Annotated in this window: 15 protein-coding genes; 11 read left to right on the top strand and 4 right to left on the bottom strand. The window is 46.3% G+C overall.

Annotated elements, in window-relative coordinates:
• The first annotated feature begins 81 nt into the window (after positions 1 to 81).
• Together J2Z65_RS22760 and J2Z65_RS22755 are read left to right on the top strand one after the other, a co-directional pair.
• Positions 82 to 978 (top strand): carbohydrate ABC transporter permease, encoded by an 897-nt coding sequence (locus tag J2Z65_RS22760; protein ID WP_240159468.1) that lies wholly within the window; start codon positions 82 to 84, stop codon positions 976 to 978.
• A gap of 15 nt (positions 979 to 993) precedes the next feature.
• Positions 994 to 1809: a carbohydrate ABC transporter permease gene (locus J2Z65_RS22755; RefSeq protein WP_167052548.1), complete on the top strand. Its 816-nt coding sequence runs from the start codon at positions 994 to 996 to the stop codon at positions 1807 to 1809.
• A gap of 75 nt (positions 1810 to 1884) precedes the next feature.
• Here J2Z65_RS22755 and J2Z65_RS22750 read toward each other — a convergent pair whose 3' ends face one another.
• Positions 1885 to 2442: an S-layer homology domain-containing protein gene (locus J2Z65_RS22750; RefSeq protein ID WP_167052549.1), complete on the bottom strand. Its 558-nt coding sequence runs from the start codon at positions 2440 to 2442 to the stop codon at positions 1885 to 1887.
• A gap of 519 nt (positions 2443 to 2961) precedes the next feature.
• On the opposite strand from J2Z65_RS22750, the gene J2Z65_RS22745 reads away from it, so the two are divergent.
• Positions 2962 to 5556 (top strand): discoidin domain-containing protein, encoded by a 2595-nt coding sequence (locus J2Z65_RS22745; RefSeq protein WP_167052550.1) that lies wholly within the window; start codon positions 2962 to 2964, stop codon positions 5554 to 5556.
• 87 nt (positions 5557 to 5643) lie between these two features.
• Here J2Z65_RS22745 and J2Z65_RS22740 read toward each other — a convergent pair whose 3' ends face one another.
• Complete coding sequence (locus J2Z65_RS22740) at positions 5644 to 6639, bottom strand: LacI family DNA-binding transcriptional regulator (protein WP_167052551.1); 996 nt, start codon at positions 6637 to 6639, stop codon at positions 5644 to 5646.
• A gap of 395 nt (positions 6640 to 7034) precedes the next feature.
• Here J2Z65_RS22740 and J2Z65_RS22735 point away from each other — a divergent pair, with 395 nt between their 5' ends.
• The 5 genes from J2Z65_RS22735 (at position 7035) to J2Z65_RS22715 (ending at position 13740) form a co-directional block, all read left to right on the top strand.
• Positions 7035 to 8303 carry an ABC transporter substrate-binding protein gene (locus J2Z65_RS22735; RefSeq protein ID WP_167052552.1) on the top strand — a complete coding sequence of 423 codons (1269 nt, stop codon included), beginning with the start codon at positions 7035 to 7037 and terminating at the stop codon, positions 8301 to 8303.
• A gap of 73 nt (positions 8304 to 8376) precedes the next feature.
• Positions 8377 to 9270 (top strand): ABC transporter permease subunit, encoded by an 894-nt coding sequence (locus J2Z65_RS22730; RefSeq protein WP_167052553.1) that lies wholly within the window; start codon positions 8377 to 8379, stop codon positions 9268 to 9270.
• 17 nt (positions 9271 to 9287) lie between these two features.
• Entirely contained in the window at positions 9288 to 10166 is an 879-nt protein-coding gene (locus J2Z65_RS22725) for a carbohydrate ABC transporter permease (RefSeq protein ID WP_167052554.1), read from the top strand.
• A gap of 55 nt (positions 10167 to 10221) precedes the next feature.
• Positions 10222 to 12837, top strand: a complete 2616-nt coding sequence (locus J2Z65_RS22720; RefSeq protein WP_167052555.1) for a GH116 family glycosyl-hydrolase — start codon at positions 10222 to 10224, stop codon at positions 12835 to 12837.
• Positions 12838 to 12906: 69 nt separating this feature from the next.
• Positions 12907 to 13740 (top strand): nucleotidyltransferase domain-containing protein, encoded by an 834-nt coding sequence (locus J2Z65_RS22715; protein ID WP_167052556.1) that lies wholly within the window; start codon positions 12907 to 12909, stop codon positions 13738 to 13740.
• A gap of 481 nt (positions 13741 to 14221) precedes the next feature.
• Here J2Z65_RS22715 and J2Z65_RS22710 read toward each other — a convergent pair whose 3' ends face one another.
• Together J2Z65_RS22710 and J2Z65_RS22705 are read right to left on the bottom strand one after the other, a co-directional pair.
• Entirely contained in the window at positions 14222 to 15679 is a 1458-nt protein-coding gene (locus J2Z65_RS22710) for a hypothetical protein (RefSeq protein ID WP_167052557.1), read from the bottom strand.
• Positions 15680 to 15823: 144 nt separating this feature from the next.
• Positions 15824 to 16240 (bottom strand): GNAT family N-acetyltransferase, encoded by a 417-nt coding sequence (locus J2Z65_RS22705; RefSeq protein ID WP_167052558.1) that lies wholly within the window; start codon positions 16238 to 16240, stop codon positions 15824 to 15826.
• A 370-nt stretch (positions 16241 to 16610) separates the two neighbouring features.
• Between J2Z65_RS22705 and J2Z65_RS22700 the strand changes: the two genes are divergently transcribed.
• The 3 genes from J2Z65_RS22700 (at position 16611) to J2Z65_RS22690 (ending at position 20170) form a co-directional block, all read left to right on the top strand.
• Complete coding sequence (locus J2Z65_RS22700; RefSeq protein WP_167052559.1) at positions 16611 to 17066, top strand: CBO0543 family protein; 456 nt, start codon at positions 16611 to 16613, stop codon at positions 17064 to 17066.
• A 131-nt stretch (positions 17067 to 17197) separates the two neighbouring features.
• Positions 17198 to 18430 carry a TolB family protein gene (locus J2Z65_RS22695; RefSeq protein WP_167052560.1) on the top strand — a complete coding sequence of 411 codons (1233 nt, stop codon included), beginning with the start codon at positions 17198 to 17200 and terminating at the stop codon, positions 18428 to 18430.
• Positions 18431 to 18550: 120 nt separating this feature from the next.
• Positions 18551 to 20170, top strand: a complete 1620-nt coding sequence (locus J2Z65_RS22690; protein ID WP_167052561.1) for a histidine kinase N-terminal 7TM domain-containing diguanylate cyclase — start codon at positions 18551 to 18553, stop codon at positions 20168 to 20170.
• Positions 20171 to 20220: the final 50 nt, after the last annotated feature.

The raw sequence follows: 20220 nt of genomic DNA, 5'->3' as shown, positions 1-20220 counted from the left end.
CAGGTGCCTGAGAAAAGTAGTTATAGAGACTATCACGGCTATGATGCCGTGATAGTTTTATCACAATATGGGGGGATCAACTTGAGACAGCTTGCGCTGCAAACAAGAAGAAAAATAAATTGGAAAGAAAATGCCTTCGCTTATGCGCTGCTTCTTCCTTCCCTTGTGCTGCTTGGTCTTTTTACTTTTTATCCAACGATAAAATCCGTATATTTAAGCTTCTTTCAATCAACGCTTTCCGTCAAGAAGTTTGTAGGATTTGAGCAATACGGGCAAGTGCTGCAAGATGAGGTATTTATAAAAGTAATGAAAAATAATCTGCTCCTCTCTGCTGGCACCGTGCCGACCAGCCTAATCCTGGCCATTTATTTGGCGGTTTTGGTGAATAACAAGCTGAAGGGAACAAGTATCCTGCGAGCTGCCTTCTTCTACCCGACTATAATCCCGATGATTGCAATTGCTAACATCTGGTTGTTCATTTATACGCCTGACTATGGTTTACTCGATAAGTTTCTAGGTTTTCTGGGATTGCCGGTACACAACTGGTTGGGGGACCCGCATTGGGTCATTTTTTCGATGATTGTCATGGTGGTTTGGAAGGAAGCCGGTTTTTTCATGATTTTCTATTTGGCCGGCTTGCAAAATATGCCGAAGGAAGTATACGAAGCCGCTGAAATAGAAGGTGCCGGCTCTTGGCAAGTATTTCGTAAAATTACATTTCCCTTGCTGATGCCGACTACCTTATTTGTCTTAATTATCGCCATAACCAACTCCTTCAAGCTGGTCGACCATTTGTATATTATGACGAAGGGTGGCCCGGACAACGCTAGTAATCTGCTCCTTTACCACATTTATGAGACCGCTTTTAGTTTCTGGGATATGGGCAGGGCATCCGTACTGACTGTTGTGCTGCTAGTTATTTTACTGGCTATTTCTATTTTCAACTATGCTTATCTGGACAAGCGCGTTCATTACTAGGAGGGAAGCTGGCTTATGTTGGCTAGAGCAATTCATCAGACTGTTGTAGTAGTATTAGGACTTATATTTCTAGTTCCCTTGGTGTGGATCATTTTCACTTCTTTTACGCCTTCCAGCGAAGTCATAACCAGAATAAACCCGTTTGCGATCGTCAGTCCGACGTTCAGCAATTACGTTGATGCGTGGGAGACCGTTCCCTTTCTGAGATACTATAGCAATACGATTATTATTGTTGGTGGAGTTTTGGTTGTACAGCTGATTACGGCAACGCTAGCTGCCTATGCATTTGCACGCTTGCGGTTTATCGGTCAGAGCCTTGTTTTTATTTTGTTTCTCGTGCAAATTATGATACCTGCAGAAGTTCTTATTTTCCCAAACTATACCATTATCAAGCAGCTTGGTTTAGTCGATACCAAATTAGCGGTCATGCTGCCGTTCTGGGCATCGTCATTCGGTGTTTTCTTGCTGCGCCAGACATTTAAGCAAATTCCGATTGAACTGGATGAAGCGTCGAAGGTGGATGGATGCCAATGGTGGCGCACCTTATGGCATGTGTATTTCCCCTCAGCCAAGCCGACTTACGTTGCGTTTGCTCTCATCTCGATCAGCACGCATTGGAGCAACTTCATGTGGCCGCTTATCGTGACGAACTCGGTGGAAAACCGCTCCCTTACGGTTGGGCTGGCTATTTTCGCCCAAACATCGGAAACCGGGGCGCAGTGGGGGATAGTGACTGCTGCAACACTTCTGGTCGTTATGCCGCTGCTGCTGGCCTTTTTCGTCTTTCAGCGTCAATTTGTAGAGAGCTTCATGCATACGGGACTTAAATAAAAACGGCTGCCTCTGTGTGAATAACCAGAGCAGCCGTTTTCCGTTTTTTAGAAGGATTGTGTCAGGTTCGGTCGTTTACTCCAAGCTGTTCAACAATCGTTTCATTTCGGGATTGAGATTTAGTATATTCATGATGACAGTAAGAGCTTCAGCACGAGTAGAAGGCCGATCCGGATAGAAGTTGCCATCGCCTGATCCGGTAATAATTCCAGCTTTTGCTGCCTCTTTAATTTGTTCCTCGGCATAAGAGCTGCCGATATCAGCGAAATGAGAGTTGCTTTCTTTTTGTATCGCGCGCATGTTTACGATGCGGCTTAAGAGGGTCACCATCTCCGCACGACTGATTGTTTCGTCTGGCCTGAAGCTCGCATCTATTGTTGCTGTTCCTGACTTGATGCCTGTAACAACGACTTTATCACCAACTTGCTTAATAGCTGCGACGGTTGGATCACTCGTGGTCCATGTCACGTTTGTATTGCTGGCCGTGGCAGGGAGGACCTTCGCGCCAAGCTCGGTCGTTTGACCTTCCCAAATCATCAGATTTGCGTTCGTTACTTCAACGCCTGTAACAGGGATGACATCACTTTCTTGTTTTTCAGCGCTTGTAAAGTTTGGCATCGTTTCTTTTGCCAATGAATCGGCAATCATGGCTGATTTTAGGCGGCAGACGGATCGCTTCCTTGGGATTCTACATGGATTTTCACAATAGGCCCATCAGAAACTATCCCTGTGTCTGAGGAAAGGACGAGTCTTGTCACGCCATTTGCTGTTTCATTGCGAAGCACCTTAACGCCGGCACTCGAAACAGAGGAACTAGGGGGCGTTATTTATCTAGCTTTTGGATATTTGACGGATAAGGGGAAACGATGGTCCGCTATTGTGGTGATTTTAGTCAGCATAATGCGATCTGATGGGAAATAAGTCCCTGTAGTTCCGTTAGGGTAGGGAAAACGGCTGATTTTGCTGAAATAGCGCCTTGTAGTTCCCTCATTGCGAAAGGTTGGAGAGATGTTGGCAGACTTCGCTAGCTTCTGGTCCCATCGCCTATCGTAAAAAAAGACATAGCAGTGTAAGTTCAGACAATGATGGAAAAACACATAGGTAGTAAAATCAAGGGATGATCAAGTGACAGTAGGAGGATAAAAGAACGGTATGAATGTGAATCTAGCCTTAAATCGACCCGTATATAACAGTTCAGAGAGCCCGAATGCCAAGGGAGGCCACGCCGTGGATGGAGAAGCGGGCACTTTTTGGCAGCCATTAAGTTTGGACCGGAAAGAAAACAACAAGGTTTGGATAACGGTTGATCTGGAAGGAGTCGTTTCGTTCAACCAAGTATGTTTGAAATTTGCTTCCGGTTTCATAAGCGGTTACAACATCGCCTATTCGGATGACAATCTCATTTGGCAAGAGGCCTATCGGAAAGCAACGTCCCAAGGAGGAGTCCGTAATACAAGTGTCGCCATATTTCCTCGAGTTATAGCGAGATATGTCAAGCTTGAGATCGAGCTTTTCGATCCCGATCGCGATTTTCAACTGATCGATTTCGCTATTTACGAGATGCCGTCGATTCCATTGGGACCTCTGTTGAGTAGAGTATATGTAACGGATGCTTCCCGGCATTCTTTTGATCAGGATGATACATTGCCGCTATTAAGGGGAGGCAGCACGAAACTGTCAGTAAAAGGCATCATGACAGACGGTACAGAGGCTGATCTGACCCATGCTGATGTTGCGATTTCCTCAACGAATCCGAATATTGCCGCGATGGATGAAACGTACACGCTATATGCGCTTAACCCAGGCATAGCTCAAGTCAAATGCGTTGTTAACCTGCATGGGGTGTCGCAAGAGAACAGCTTCTTTATCGACGTTTGCGATCCGGCTGAACAAATAGCAGATTTATGGCTCACACATTCTTCCCTGGTTATGGAAATCGGCCAACCTGCTCTTCTGTCGTTAGGGAGCGAATATCCAGTCTTGCACGTTCTGGCAAATGAGCGCATGACAGTGAAAGCATCCTTGCTCGACGATTCATCGGGCGAGATCATCTTCGAACTGCCGGAACAGGGAATCGAGCCGCAGATGGAATGCGCACTAACGTTTCCGGGCTATGCGGAGCAACCTGCGCATTATCAAATGCATGTGGAGCTGCAAATGAAGGGAAGCGTTGTATACTATGACACGTTTTATTTTACGGTTCCTGGACCTGAAGCTATTAAGGAGGGCCAGAGCCAAATCGTTTATTTGAATGAAACCGGCAAGCTTTCCTACGTACCGGATTTCAAAGGAAATCGAGTTATCGATTTTTCGAATAGCGGTTATGGAGGGGGCGGTGTCTCTTTGCCGGATGTACCAACGGTCATCAGCGTTGAACCTGTTGAGGGTGACAATACGGACCATATCCAACGGGCCATTGATACGGTCTCGGCTTTGCTGCCTTCTCCAGATGGCTTCCGAGGGGCTGTTTTCTTGAAGAAGGGCGTTTATCTGATCAGCGGGCAGCTTCGAATTTGTACGAACGGAGTCGTATTACGGGGGGGAGGCGCCGGCGAGGACGGCACTATCCTGCATGCGACTGGCACAACGAAGAGGAATTTAATTGAAATAAGAGGGACGCAGACGCCGGAGTTGTTGTCTAACACGTTAAGGTCTATAACAGATCTTTACGTTCCATCAGGCTCACGCCGCCTACATGTCGAAGATGCTTCCTGCTTCCGTCCGGGAGATACCGTGAAGGTGTTCCGAAACGGGAATGAACGATGGATTCATGCCATTGGCATGGATGCGATCCGCCAGAGACCGGTAGCAGGCGGGACTATACAATGGCCTCCGTTTCAATTGGAGTTCGATAGAGTCATCACGCATATAGAAGGTAATTGTATAACTGTCGACGCTCCTATTGCCAATGCCATTGAAAAACAATGGGGTTCTGGAGCGATCGTGAAATATAAGGATGCCGGACGCATCGAGCAAATCGGTGTGGAACATCTGCGGGTAGATGTGGCATTCGATCCAACCATTACGGAAACGAGGATTGACGGCAATGAGGGGGATATCCCTTACTTGGCCGATGAAAATCACGCCATTACTTGTGTCTACATGGACCACGTTAAGCATGCCTGGGTACGGAATCTGGTTGGTTTTCATCTGCAGCATGCGCTCGTGCAAGTTGAACGCGATACCAAATGGACGACCATTCAGGATTGTGCTGTGTATGATTTTGTAAGCATCATCACCGGTGGACGCCGTTATTCGTTTCATTTAGTAGGAGAGTTAACGTTGGTCCAGCGCTGTAAATCCACAACCGCGAGACATGCTTTTACAGTGGATTCACGGGTTGCAGGTCCGAATGTATTTATCGATTGTGAATCCCAACAGGATTATAATACCAGCGAACCGCATCACAGATGGTCGGTTGGCTGTTTGTATGACAACGTAAATGGTCGTATTCACATTCAGGATCGGGCTTGGTTAGGCAGCGGGCATGGATGGTCCGGTGCCAACTACGTCACCTGGAACACGACGAATGAGCTCGTCTCCCAGCAGCCGCCGACAGCGCAAAACTATGCCATCGGGCATGTGGGGAACAAAGGTAGGGCACTGCTGCCTAACCCTTATGATCCCAGACCAAGGCAGGAGGCCTTCTGGGAAAGCTTTGGAACGCATGTAGCTCCGCGCAGCCTATATTTGCAGCAGCTACAGGACCGCCTTGGCCCAGAGGCTGTCCGCAGCATTAGAAGCTGAACATAATCGAATCGAAGCCCGTGGGCAGCTCTGCCATGGGTTTCTTGAGCGAACGGGGGATGTTGACTGTGGTTGATTCATGGGTGTTCATGGCGTCACCGACTCCCCCTGCAGCACATGATGAGCAATCAGTGTCTCAGCAGGAACCTCGTCAGCGTTAATGCGGCGGATTAACAAATCAGCGAGCTTCGTACCGATTTCGTTCACATTGTAATCGACGGTCGTTAGTGCCGGATTAATATATTTGAGAAAATCAATGTTGTCGAATCCCATGAGTCCGACTTGCTCAGGCACGCGGATTTTACGGGCTTTTAGCCATTTCAGGACTTCCAAAGCATACACATCGCTGGAGCACAGGATGGCGCATTTACTGTCGTCAATTTTATCCAACAATAACTCTAATTCTGACAAATAATGCTTCTGTGCGATGACGTTATACTGCATGTCCGGGATCTCGTCGCACGCGCTAATAAAACCTTGATATCTTTGTTCGGGTACATAAATGTTTTCTTTCCCTTTGCGCATGAGCGGCGGACTAAGATAGATTAAATGGCGGTAGCCTTGGTTTGCAAGAAAGGCAACAGAATCACAAATCGCTTGCTTGTCGTTAATCCAAATGTATGGAAACGGACCGGATAGCCGGTTGCCGAACGTAACAATCGGTGTTCGCGAGCGAAGGAGGAAAGACTCGAACTTTTTGTTGTCATTGGCTGGAAGCAGTGCAATTCCATCGACTCTGCGATCTAACAAGTTGTTAATATATTCGAGTTCAAGCTCCTTGTCACGATTGGAAAGCACAAGATAAACGATATAACCCCGTTTCCGAGCTTCTGCCTCAAAGGCATGGAAGAGTTGGGAAAAAATTTGGTTATGAATATCGAACAAAACGATGCCAAGTGTTTTCGTGTGTCCTTTTACAAGGCTCTGTGCCAGAAAATGTGGGCGGTAACCGAGCTCTTCGGCAACGCGCATAATCTTCTCGCGAGTTTCGGGATGAATGCCGGGACGGTTGTTCAACGCGCGATCTACCGTTCCCCGGGTAACGCCGCACAATTCGGCGATTTGTTTGCTGGTTACGTTCATAGGAAGGGACCTCCATAAAAGGCTCTGGTGGTCTAATCGTAGCTTAACCGGGCGTGAAGGTCAATACCCGTGCTCGTGAACGATAAGGGGAGAGTGGTGGTAGGCACTTGGAACGATTTTTCAAATAAAGCGTTTACAAAACAAAATGAATTTGTTAAGATGAGTTCGTTCACGTGCACGATGCAAGTGAGCGGAGCTCCAATGCAGGAAGAGCCAAAGCGGGGGACGCCCCTAACGGCACAGTTAACTTAATGTGAAATTTTTTTCGTCATTTCCGTTCACGTGCACGGAGATGTGTATCCAACCGCGTTTCACAGCTTAGAAAGACATCAGGCCGCACCGGTCTTGCCATTCCGGGAGCGCGGCGCCACAATCTGTTAAGGATGGTGCCCTGTATGAAAAAGGTTTGGGTCTCTTTATTGATTTTTGCACTCGGGTGGTCGTTAGTCGCATGCAGTTCAGAAAGTACAACAACCTCATCGAAATCAGGCAAAGCCGAATTAACGTTAGTTTGGAGCAAAAATGAAGCATCCGATGAGCAATTATCCAATATTTTAGCTGAATTTAATAAGCAAAATCCGGATATTACCGTCAAGAGGGTTGAAGTGGTGAGCAGCGGTTGGGCTGATTATTTCAATAAAATCCAGACGATGATTGCCGGCGGCAAATCGCCTGACGTCATTCGCGTTGCGATCGAAGGCATTCAGATGTTTGCCAAACAAGATTTGCTTCTCCCGTTGGATACCTACATGAAATCAGATCCGGCTGCATTGGAAAATTACAGCGATTTGCATCCAAAGCTTCAGTCGCCATTTGTCATTGACAAAAAAACATACGGCTTCGTATGGGACTGGAACAACGTCGTGATGCACTTTAACACAGATATGCTCAAGCAAGCTGGATTGTCTCTGCCTAATAAAGGCTGGACAAAAGATGATTTCCTCCAGTACGCTCAGAAGCTAACCACCGAAAAGGACGGCAAAAAGACATACGGATTTGCGATTCCGAATTATTATTTCGGCGCTTCCGCCTGGTTGTTTAACAATAATGCCAGTATTCTGAATGACGAAATGACAACAAGTAAATTAGACGATCCGAATGCCATCGAAATGATGCAATTTTTCCAGGATCTCATTTATAAATATAAAGTTGCACCGGTGCCAGGGCCGAAGGATGATCAAATCCAGATGCTAATCAATGGTCAGGTCGGTATGATTTCAGCAGGTAAATGGCCATTTGGCACGTATGATAAAAATAAATTCACGAACATTGATGTGCAGTTCTTGCCGACGTTCAAGACGAACAAAGTTATTTTCGGTTCCGGAGCGTTCCCTGTACTCAAATCGACCAAATATCCGGAAGCCGCCTATAAGCTTTCAGCTTTCCTCAGTGGCGTCTATTCACAAAAAACAACGCTCTCCAACACTTCGATTCCTACTCGGATCTCCGTTATGAACGAAGTACTGCCAAAAACACCGGCTCAAAACTGGAAGGTATACGCAGACAGCGCCGATATTGCCAAAGCGGTAGAGGCTCCGATGCAATACGGCGAAATTCAAGGCGTATTTGATCGCCATGTATCGGAAATTTTGGCTAATCAGTCTGATGCGGCGACAGCGATGAAAAAGGCCAAACAAGAAATCGACGCTATCCTGAAAAAATGACGCCGAATCGTTGGCAGTCCGCCGGCGATCCGCTCGGATCGCCCGGCTCCACGGTTCATGGGAGGAGTCAAGAGTGGGAACCTATCGTAAGATGTCTAATACTATTGTCGGACTGTTATTTCTGGCGCCAGCTCTGTTGTTTTTTGTGCTGTTTATCGGTGAGCCGGTTGTAGCAACTCTTTATTTAAGCTTCACTAAATACAACGTCATTACGCCAGCCAAATGGATCGGCTTTGACAATATCAAACATTTGTTTTCGGATGATCGTTTATGGCTAACCTATGGAAATACGCTCAAATATGTATTGATATTAACGCCCATGCACGCGATATTCGGTCTTTTGATTGCATTAGCCGTAAACCGGAATATTGCCAAAGGGTGGAAATATTTGTACCGCACCATTTTTTACTTTCCCGTGTTAGCGACTTCTGCAGCTGTTGCGGTTGCTTGGCAGTTCATCTTCAGCAAAGATTTCGGCATTCTGAATTACATGTTAGGCAAATTTGGCGTAAGTCCGATTGCTTGGATGCAATCTCCCCAGTGGGTTTACGTAGCTGTAGCGATCTATAGCTTTTGGAAATTTATCGGCAATGCCTTTCTTTATTACTTAATTGGACTTCAAAGTATTCCAGCCGCTTTGTATGAAGCTGCCGAAATCGATGGCGCGAACAAGACGCAGCGCTTTTTCTCCATCACTTTGCCAATGCTTTCTCCAACCATTTTCTTTGTCTTGGTGACTACGCTGATTGGTGCGACGCAAATCTTTGATGAACCGTATTTGATCACATCGGGCGGACCTGGGGACGCTTCCCGTTCAGTGAATATGTATATTTATGAAGTGGCGTTCCAGCATCATGAAATGGGATATGCATCTACGCTCTCGCTCAGTTTGTTCTTGATCATTCTGTGTGTTACGGTCTTTCAATTTTCCATCAGTAATAAATGGGTCAATTACGATCGGGATTAAAAGAGGAGTTGATACATATGGAGGCTTCCAATCTGCAGGCCGCAGGGACTGGGACTAAAATGGGCGCCATGCGGGGACTCAAGCCGGGACGCATTCTTTTGGATGGCGCACTGCTGCTGTTATCCTTTCTCATGCTGACCCCCTTCCTTTGGATATTCTCCACCTCGCTGCGATTGCCGAAAGATTCATTCACGCTGCCGCCTGCTATTTTTCCGACAGCGTGGCATATCGGCAACTATGCAGAGGTGTTTGCGAAGGTACCTTTTTTTGATTTTATATCGAACAGCTTGAAAATTTGCTTAATCATCGTGCTGGGTCACATATTTATTTCGAGCATGGCGGCTTTTGCCTTTTCTCGTATCGCCTTTCCGGGACGCAACGCCCTTTTTCTCGTTTTTCTTTCCGGTCTTATGATTCCGGGACAAGTGACCATTATCCCTCAGTTCATTCTCATGTCGAAGCTAGGCCTCGTCGATACGCATTTAGCGCTTATTTTGCCGGGACTGATTAACCCGTTCGGTATTTTCATGATTCGGCAGACGATGATGTCGATATCCAGTACGTATGATGAAGCCGCTTATATGGATGGTGCCAGTCGAATATGGGTGTTCCTCAAAGTCATCCTTCCGATGTCGTATCCGGCGGTAGCCGTCACTTCAGTCATTAGCTTTATTGGGAATTGGAACGATTTTTTCCGGCCGCTTATTTTTCTGAATTCGTTTGAGAAAATGACGCTGCCGATCGGTATGACCGCATTAACCGGAGCGTTTGGGACCGCGAACCTTTCGGCCATTTTGGCTGGGGTGACGTTGTCGCTCGTCGTGCCGCTGCTTTTTTACATATTCGGACAAAAGTATTTGCTGGATGGCATTACGGCAGGCGGACTTAAAATGTAATTAAGCACAAAGGACTATGTCTATATCATGAGGATTTTAAGGAGGCAATCATCTTATGAGCAACAATCGGTTAAATGAGCAGTTTGCTATGGACAAAAATTTTGTGTATTCAGGTGCCAAAACGAGTCAGATCTCGTTTCCGCTCGGCGGCATAGGTACGGGCAGCATCGGTCTGGCCGGCAACGGGCGGCTCATCGATTGGGAAATTTTTAATCGGCCGAATAAGCTGAGCTTTAACGGTTTCTCCTTTTTTGCGGTAAAAGCGGAACGGCAAGGCGAGGTGATCCTGACCAAAGTGCTGAACGGGGATTTGCAAACACCGTATACCGGCGAAGGAAAGGGGAAATTTGAAGGCTACGGCTATGGTCCCAGACGGGAGAATATGGCTGGATTCCCGCATTTTACGAATACATCGTTTCGTGGTGAATTTCCGTTCGCCGAAATGACGTTTGATGATAGCGACGATCCCATTCATGTCAAATTGAAGGCCTTCAATCCCTTTATACCGCTGAACGATCGGGACTCATCGATCCCCTGCGCTATTTTTGAATATGAAGTGACGAACCGTTCTGCGGATGAACTAGCGCTAAGTGTGGTAGGTAATTTGACGAATCCGATTCGCAAGGGTGGGGTTAATGAAGCCATCGAGGTAGGCGGACGAAGAGCAATTCGAATGTCCTCCGTTCATTATAAAGAGGATGAAGCTGATTTCGGTGATTTGACGCTGCTTGCCGATCATGATGACGTTAGTTATCAGTCGTATTGGTTCCGCGGGAGCTGGTTCGACAACTTGACCGTATTCTGGAAAGATTTCCAGCGACCAGGCCGCTTTCAGGAGCGGAAATATGAAACATCAAGCGAGTTGGATCCGAGGAGGGTTCATGAAAAGCACCAGGATGTCGGTCTGCTGAGCGGGCATCGTACAGTGCCTCCAGGCGGTAAAGCAACGTTCAGGTTCATCCTTACTTGGAGTTTTCCGAATTATGTGAACTTCTGGAATCCAGGCAGTGATCAATTGCCTTCATGGAAAAATTATTATTCGACGCTCTTCCGGGATTCGACCGATACAGCGAATTATGTCATGACGCATTATGATCGCTTACATGCGGAGTCACGATTGTTTAAGGATACGCTTTTTGCATCTACGCTGCCTGATACCGTTCTTGATGCGATCAGCGGAAACATTTCGATACTAAAATCTCCAACCGTACTGCGTTTGACCGATGGGACCTTATACGGCTTTGAGGGCGTGCATACCAATGAGGGCTCTTGTGAAGGTTCTTGTACGCACGTATGGAATTACGAACAGGCTACGGCTTTCTTGTTCCCGGCGCTGGCGCGCTCGATGCGAAAGATCGATTACACCTATGCCCAGTTTGAAAATGGAAAAATGGCGTTTCGCCTTATGCTGCCGGCCGAGAGAACAACTCGCGATAACAAGTTCAGAGCCGCTGCAGATGGTCAAATGGGCGGGATTATCAAGTCATATCGTGAATGGAAAGTGTCCGGCGATACACAGTGGCTGCGATCCCTCTGGCCTAACATTCGCAAGTCGCTTGAATTCGCCTGGGAACCAACCAACGAAGACCAATGGGATGCCGACAAGGACGGCGTTATGGAAGGGCGGCAGCACCATACGCTAGACATGGAATTGTTTGGCCCGAACTCTTGGCTGACGAGCATGTATTTGACGGCTTTGAAGGCAGCGGCAGAGATGGCGAATGCCTTGGGCGAGCCGGAGAAAGCGGCGGAGTACGATGAGATCCGACTCAAAGGAGCGGCATGGACGAATGAGCATTTGTTCAATGGCCGTTATTTCCATCAAATGGTAGATCTCAAAGACAGGTCTATTCTCGAAAAATATGGTGCGGAAGCTGTGTACTGGAATGAAGAGGCTGGCGAGCATAAATATCAAATCGGTGAAGGCTGCGGCATTGATCAAGTGCTCGGCCAGTGGTTTGCTCATCTGGCAGGCCTCGGATATGTGCTTGATTCTGAAAAGGTCAAGCGCGCGGTCCAATCCATTTATGAGTACAATTACATTGGACATTTAGGCAACCACCCGAATGCTTGCCGCATTTATGGGTTAAATGACGAGTCCGGCCTCGTGATCTGCTCTTGGCCAGACGCGAACTCTCCGATTGTGCCTGTTCCCTATGCGGAAGAATGCATGAATGGCTTCGAATATCAGGCTGCTTGCCATATGATTTATGAGGGATATGTGACGGAGGGTCTGCGTGTCGTGAAGTCTATTCGCGAACGTTATGACGGCGAACGCCGCAACCCGTGGAATGAATTCGAATGCGGCAGCAATTACGCACGTTCCATGGCTTCCTTCGGATTGCTGCTGGCGCTGAGCGGCTTCGAGTACGATATGGTTCAGGGACATATCGGCTTTAGCCCGAAATGGCAGGAAGACGACTTCTGCAGCTTTTGGAGCTTGAATGACGGCTGGGGCGAGTTCCGCTGCTCGGACGGGCAGCTGGAGCTGGAAGTCAAGATGGGGAAACTGGCGCTATCCAGCTTTGGAAGCGGATTGTTGACAGGCCGAGGCGTTCAAAGAGTCATGCTTGGCGGTGATCTTATTTCCTTTGAGAGCTCAGAGGGTAAACTTTTATTTAAAGAAAAGTTGATTCTTGAACCGCAAAAGACCCTTATTGTAAAGTTTTAATATGAACGTATGCGGTCTGATGGTCCAACAAGGAGCTGGGCCGCCTTTCCTTTGGAGGCGAAACCATAAATGGAAGCGAATGATGTGATTCAGTCGGTTGTGGGGCAACTGCAAAAAGTGGAAGGAGTCGCGGCCATTGTTTTAGGAGGTTCACGAGCCTGCGGTACAGAAACAGCGGAGTCTGATATTGACATCGGCGTTTATTACCGACCAGAGCAGCCGATCAACATTTCGGCGCTTGAAAAGGCAGCAGAGGCCATGGATGACAAGCATCGCAGCGGTCTCATCACGCCTTTAGGCGAATGGGGGCCGTGGATCAATGGGGGCGGCTGGCTGAAAGCCGGTGGCTTTCCCTTAGATGTGTTGTTTCGGGATGCCGCGAAAGTAGCAAGCGTGATCGATGATTGCAGGCAGGGGCGGATCGATATCCATTACCAACCCGGTCATCCGCATGGCTTCTGCACTTCGATTTATATAGGGGAAGTCGCGCGCTGCCGGGTGCTCTGGGATCCGGACGGACTCGTCGCCGAGATGAAGGAGAGGACAATTCCGTATCCGGAGACGTTAAGGGAGGCAACAATCGCGAAATTTCAATGGGAAGCGGAATTCTCGCTTGCCAATGCCAGGAAAGCCTTAGGGCGTAATGATGTTTCTTATGCGGCGGGGCATCTGTTTCGAACCGTCAGCTGCTTGGTTCAAGTACTGTTTGCTTGTAATGGGGAGTATTTGCTGAACGAGAAAGGAGCTGTCGCACAGTGCAATCGTTTTGGAGCAGCCCCGGCTGATTTTGAAAAGCGCGTGCAGGAAGGATTCGCCTGCTTGAGCGCTGAACGTTCAGGTATCACGAAGGCGATTGCGCTTTTCGCGGCGCTCGTTGGCGAAGTGCAAGCGATAGCTTCGTAGGACGCGAGTAAGCAAGGAGGGGGGAATAGGTTCGCTTTCGTTGTTTCCCTTTATTGAAAGGGAACTCTGGGACGTTATTTGACCCTTAAGGGGGGGGGCATCCCGATTAGGTGGAACTACAGGGTCTTATTTGCTCTAGAATGGCTTGGAATTGGCCAATACCTGCAAAATAGCGGAACGTAGTCCCCCTTCAATGGGGAAATGGCAGCTTCTAGGGGGAATAGCGGATCATAGTTCCTTTTCAGCCCCCCTCATTCATAGTCTGTTCAAAAGAAGGGTCCCGAATTTGCTGTGAACGGTAAGCGATCGATTGGCGCTATTTTGCTGTAATAAGTCGGTAATTGAGTTGCCTTTAGAATGGGGTGAAATCATCGGATTATTTTGTAAAAAACTGAACTTGGCGCAACCATTAGGCGTTCTGGAGTTTGTGGGATTAAAATGAGGACCTCGAATTCATCGAAGCCCTCATGTATTTGGTAGACTAATCTGTTGCGTTCATAGCTGCTAGCTCGTAGTCAAACCAAGTTCGCAACTCGCCGGTGGACCAATTTTCAATCGTATTATTCGCATGTTGGATATAAATATTTCTGTTCTTATCCAAATAATACTCCCCGGCTAACTGCTCTGAAAGACGTTTGACTTGCAGTTTCGTATCCAGGGTATAGATACCTGCACTATCTTTTTCGGAGAAGTCTCCTTTACTATGGCCGAGAAGCACGATATTTAGGCTGCCATCTTCAGCAGCTGGATTGGGGAGGGAGGGATTGGTAATACCAAGAGCCAAAACATCCGATTCGTTCATCTTGTCATTCACCATCTCAACATGACCATTCTGGTCCAGTAATCCTAGACGCGCGCTTCCACCAATATATCCATTACGACCGGGCAGCCTGGCGGAGGCGATCCATACGGTACCGTCAGGATTAGGAATAACCCGATCCAGCTTTTGATTGAAATCTTGCAGCATGGTTGCTTTTCCGTCCTGTACTAAAACCGTATAGGTGCTCCCGTAGTTCGGACCAATCGCGGCTATTTGCAGCGTTAGATTAATGCTGATAATAACGCCTTGATCACCGGCTTTGAATTCTGTGTAAGAATGGACCGGGGCTCCCCAGGTATTCGATTCCCAAACATCGGAGTCTGTCAGTGTATATATTTTCACATCCCCATAATATAGATCCCTGTCTTTGCGCTGCACTGCGGCCGGTTTACCGCCATACGGATGAGCCGAAGCCGATAAGGTCCTGACCATCTTCTCTTGTTCTTCTCTGTTTTTCCACTCTATTCGATAGGAGTTCTTATCCATTTGGATAAGAGACTTATCCGGATTTGGCAGCATGGAGTAGAAATATAAGGAACGATCATCATCTCCGATCATGGGTCCGATAATAGACTGGCCACCGACGAGAGCTAGCCCTTGCGTCTCACTCCAACGGATATCGAGATGAAGAAGATCATGAACAAACCGCCATGTTAAGGGCATGTAAGTAACATCTTGGTAGGTTAGGAAAGGATACGGTTCCGTACGATTATTAATAATCGTGTTATTTATCGTGATTGGTTCATCGGAAAGATGTACGGCATATGTAGCGGAATTACGCTTGGCCGTTAGATCCTGCTCAGGCGGAGTATCGTGGATCGGCGGCGGGAAGTTACGATTAGGCCAAATAAGAAGCCCATTCTCCTCGCTCCAATCAAATTCGATGCCGAGCGTCTGCAGGTTGTTCCATGTCAAAGGTAAATATGTAATGTCCTTATAAACAAAAAACGGGTACTTGCTGTGCATGTAGTCCATCTCCTGCCCGTTAATGGTGACGGGAAACGAGGGGAGCGATGCCTTGACGGACGTGCTTGCTGAAACATGCATAGGCCAAATCGGCAGCAAAAAAAAGATCATGAAAACCATGAATCTCGGCCATTTTTTGACGGTTGTTTCCATGCGTATCACCTAGTTTCTCTAAAATCATATCAGTAACATAGACGCACAGTTTGGGGAAATGTTCTGACAGTTGGAAAAATAATGTAAAAAAATATGAAAAAAAGGTTGCTGGACCCATTGGTCTCAGCAGCCTTTTTCTGTGCTCTAAGGTGTTTTCGAATACACGAAAAACCCGTTTCTTTTTTCCCACCCTGCGGCCGTCCAGAAAGAATGACCGACGTCATTATTTTCAAGTACAAAGATGTGGCACTTCTCCATGCCGATTTCTCTTAGTTGACTTAGGCTCATTTCTACAAGCCGATGCCCAATCCTTTGTTTCCGATAATTTGGATTCACGGCCAGATGATAAATAAACCCTCTTCTGCCATCGTGCCCCGCCAAAATAGTTCCAATGATCTTGTCGTCCTTTTCGCAAACGAAGCAGAATCCCTTATTTCTATGCAGATAGCTTTCAATATTTGGTTTAGAATCTGCATCGCTTAGCACAAGACCTTCAATTTGAGTCCAAAGTAAAAGGGATTGTTCATAATCCTGTATGGTCATTTCTCTAAATGACGGCATCTTATTCACCACATTTCCTTTCGATTTCAGCAAAAAAAACTTCAAGCATATTGCGTTTTCCCTCCGGTAAACGATGAATGAATGCAAGGGACTTGGGAGAAAAGCTCAGCCTTTAACATGAAGTATAGGATACCGAAATTTGATTTGCAATCGGTTCAAGTTGTTCAGAGTTCCCTTATTTATGGCGAGGCATCCATGTTTGGATAAGCGTATGAAGCATGACGATGGGCTTCAAGAAACGGTTGGAGTCCCATATCCAATTCCCTGCTTATGCTAGGTTTTTTATTCCGTGTGACGGATGTGCGGTACATATCATATTTTGGGCAAAAATGGGGAATAATAATGTGTCTACGAACAAAGAGGTGAGACCATGTTTTTTAATATTATTGCAGGATTCTTGATCCCTTGGATTTTTGGGATTTATCTGTATAGAAAATCGAGAGTTCTTATTGTGATTATTTTTCCGATTACAGTAACAATTTCTAGCTTAATTAACGATACGGGATATCACTTGAATTTTTGGGATTTTACACCATTGATTGAGAATGATGAGACGCTTTCAGCACTTCCACTTGATATTGGACTCTATCCCGTCATGGCCTGTTATATGATTTATTGGATTCGAACAAATCATCGACATATTTTTTTGAAAATAGCTTGCTTCTGCTTGATTACGACTGCCTTGGAATACTTGGCATTCATTTTCGGGAAGGTAGAATACAGTAATCACTGGAATATTGGTTGGACATTTCTGTCCTACAGCCTTGCTTATAGTTTGGTATACTTGTATTACAAGCTTCTTATAAAATACGGTATTTATAAATAAAACCCTTAATTTCTCCTTCGACCTAAGGTCAGAGTGAGTTGTTGAGGGTTTTTTAGATCATACCTTTCCGGAATAAATTGGATGACAATGCAAAAAATACGTTTATAACGCTGAATGCAGGGGGTTCATAGGTGAAAACAAAAATCATTGTGATGAGTTTCATGATGTCAGTTTTATTGAGTAGTGTCGGGTTTGCAGAACCGAAGCAATCCTTACAAGCGGCCTTTGTTCGCGGGGATGATTTATGGATTAGAAAAGACGATCAAGAGACGCGATTAACTGAAAATCAAAAGGTTAGCGACCCCAAATGGTCATTTGACGGAAAATTCATCGCGTACTCTTTTGGCGAACAACAGCATGAGATTTGGGTATACAGTATGGAGATGAAGAAACATTACCGGGTTTATCCTGGCGGCGACAATTTCTGGTGGTCTCCCAATAAGAACTATCTTGCTTTTAAAATCGATGGCGTTTTAAATATTTCGAAGATCAGCCGTGATAAAGTCGAACCCTTTAAGAATGTTGCTTTGGGAGTTGATAACTACTCCTGGCTTCCTGATGGCAGCGGCTTTCTAGTTTCTTCACCCGCCCAGCTGCGTCCATCCGGTTGGACAAACGTCGAGTTGTTTATGGTACCGGCAGACGCTAATATGGACAAACGTAAAATCAAACATTTTTATACGCTTCCTTCGGAGTCACCAGGCTTTTTTGCAGTTGGCACAAGTATATTCAAATGGTCGAGCGATAAGAAGTGGATCTCATTTACCGCGAATCCAACGGCATCTTTATCTGCAGATGGGAATGTACTATGCGTGCTGTCCTCGGACGGCAATCAGTTTCAACAATTGGATAACATGCTCCATTACCCGCAGTGGTTTGGTTGGGCGCCTGCGAAGCCCAGACTTGCTTATATTGAAGGAGAAGGCCGAATGGCCGTTCAGAATAAACATTTGAAGCTTAAGGATCTTCCTGCTATGAAGCCTGCTTCCTTTACGCCTCAAGGATTCGCTGATCGGGATTTTACATGGGAAAATGATCGGATGATTATTGTTTCAAGATCGAAGGAAACGAGTGACGATACCGTGTGGCCGCTTCCAGCTTTATATCAGGTGACCATTTCAAACAAAGAGCTAAAGCAGCTCACCAATCCGCCAGAAAAAAGCGGAGACTTCGGACCGTATATGCTTAGAAAAAATAATAAACTGACGTGGATCCGATCGGATGGGAAGCATGCGGATGTGTTGATCTCGAATCCGGATGGAAGCAATGCGGAAATAGCTATCAACAATTTGGATATAGGCATTCCTTATTATGGATGGAGTAACTGGAGTACAGTGTTAGCCTGGTATGAGCCTCGCCGTTAGCGCCTCTTACCGCTCAGCCCGTTCTCTTTTCTGGCGTTCGGGCTGTTGTAATTTCACACAAATTGGAATAACATTAATCGGAGAATTCTAGTGTAAATATTCACCAAAAGGAATCCCAAGATGAACGAGATCTCGCTTGATTTTTTAACGATATTATTGCCGTCCTATATGTTTTTTTATATGGCGATTACTGTGTATGCACGAAATAAGAAAAGCTTGCTGAACCGTGTTGCCTCATTTCTCATGCTGGCCTTACTCTTTTATTTTCTAGGGGAGTATATCAAAACGGCTCTGTTTCCGCAGTTTGAAAGGCATATTGTGCTGTATTGGAACGCCCCGATGCTGCTTTTAGCCATCAGTATCCTAGTTCATTTATGTATGCTTGTTGCTGGCATTGCGAGTTCGAAAATAAAACAGGTTGTCTTTTGGGTATATCTGACGCCACTAACTTCATTAATGCTCATGCTGATGCGCTACGGACCACAGCATTTATATCAGCCGAGGGAGGATGGACCTAGTCCGTTAAGCCCGCTTATGCTAGTCTTAGCGATTTTTTTTGTCGGAAGTTATCTTCTTCTTTCTGTAGGTATATTGCTATTCGCTTGGATTACTACGCAACATTTGAAACGGAAAAGAATGCTAGTGAGGCTTTTAGCCAGTTTATTTACGCTATTGATTTGGATTCTTTTCGTGACGTTCCTGCTATCTATGGCAGTTATAACGAGTTCAACCTCGATAGCGCTTTATTTCTCCGGAACCCTTTTGTGGGTTGTGTCGCTTCGAGGGCTAATTAGTAAATACGACTTCCTGCCCAGTTACCGCGATCTGTTTCACACCTTATTTAAATCCGCTCCGACTGCCATTTTACTTTTGGATATGCAGGGGAGTGTCAGAGAGATGAATCCTCGCGCGGAAAGTTTATTTGGCTATCCAGCGAAAGGAGCGGATGGGCTGCAAATCGTTGAAAATCTATTTTTTGATCAAGATACGAGTTTAATAGAGCGTTGGTCCGAGCTTTCGATGAAGCAGACGAACATGACGAAATGGGAAATGAAGTGGAAGATTCAAGATCAAGAACAGCTAGACATGATCGTCAGTATGGAACATATTGATGGGGCGGAAGAAGGGCTGATAATCCTTCATTTGACCGATATCACCTCACTTAAAGAGACGGAACGCCGGTTGATAGAATCCGAAAGTAATTATCGGCATTTGGCATACCATGATCCCCTTACCGGTCTCTTTAACAGGGCCGCCGTGCATGAGCATGCTAACCGTAAAATAGCGAATGACGAACAATTCGCCCTTATCTTAGTTGATTTAGATCATTTCAAGCCAGTGAATGATACGCATGGGCATTTGATCGGAGATGACTATTTAAAGCATATTGCCGCTTTGTTGGAGCTTCATGCCCGTCCAGGTGATATCGTAGGCAGAATCGGCGGGGATGAATTTGTTCTGTTAATGCCGTTTCACGCCGACGAAAAACAAGTGTATCAGGAGGCGCATGAGCGTTTGTTCCCGCTCACCGTTACACCTTTTCGATATAAGGATAAGATAATTCCTGTTTCTTTTAGTGCTGGAGTGAGTCAGCATGCCAACCAGGCATCGGATCTTACAGCTTTGCTGCAAAAGGCGGACGAAGCCATGTATGCGGTGAAAAGGAGCGGGAAGAGTGCGATATCGGTTTATGATAGTCAGAGAACGAATTTAGTAAAAGTCGAGGCAACTGGCAGATGATTATCGAGCAAATAGGATGATAGGAAGATGTGATAAATTAGATCTGGAGG

The sequence above is a fragment of the Paenibacillus aceris genome (assembly GCF_017874035.1).
GTDB classification, from domain to species: domain Bacteria; phylum Bacillota; class Bacilli; order Paenibacillales; family NBRC-103111; genus Paenibacillus_E; species Paenibacillus_E aceris.
This window is presented reverse-complemented; position numbering and strand designations above follow the sequence as displayed.